This window comes from Haloferax sp. KTX1 (genome assembly GCF_902410085.1).
GTDB lineage: Archaea > Halobacteriota > Halobacteria > Halobacteriales > Haloferacaceae > Haloferax > Haloferax massiliensis.
This window is the reverse complement of the sequence record NZ_CABPRH010000117.1, coordinates 1-479: the sequence shown is the minus strand read 5'-3', so window position 1 is coordinate 479 and position 479 is coordinate 1. Positions and strand designations below refer to the sequence as shown.

General features: G+C 64.9%; 1 protein-coding gene. It reads right to left on the bottom strand.

Annotated elements, in window-relative coordinates; all coding sequences use genetic code 11:
• Positions 1-479: fructose-specific PTS transporter subunit EIIC (locus FY251_RS21060; RefSeq protein WP_222847874.1), on the bottom strand; the 479-nt coding region annotated here is incomplete at both ends.

The following is a 479-nucleotide window of genomic DNA, read 5'->3' as shown; positions in this document are numbered from 1 at the left end:
CCGTCGCGACGACGGCCGTCACGAGTGAGCCCAGAAGGATGCTGCCCAGGAATGCGAGTGGCTGGTTCGAAAGCAGGACCACGAAGATACCGCCGTGGGGTGCGGGCATCGTGACGCCGAGGGCCATCGAGGTCGCGCCGCCGACAGCGCTACCGGCCACAATAGCCGGGATGACGCGCAGCGGGTCCGCGGCTGCGTACGGAATCGCGCCCTCGGTGATGAACGACAGGCCGAGCACGACACCGCTTTTTCCGTTCTCGTACATCTCGGCCGCGTACTTGTGCGGTGCAATAAAGTTTGAGAGCGCGAGGCCGATCGGCGGAACCATCCCGCCGATCATCACCGCGGCCATCGGTGCGTAGATCTCCTCCGTGATGAGCCCAGTCGCGAACACGTAAGCGACCTTGTTAACGGGACCACCCATGTCGAAGGCCATCATCCCGCCGAGGATGAGGCCGACGACGATAGCCTGGCCGCCC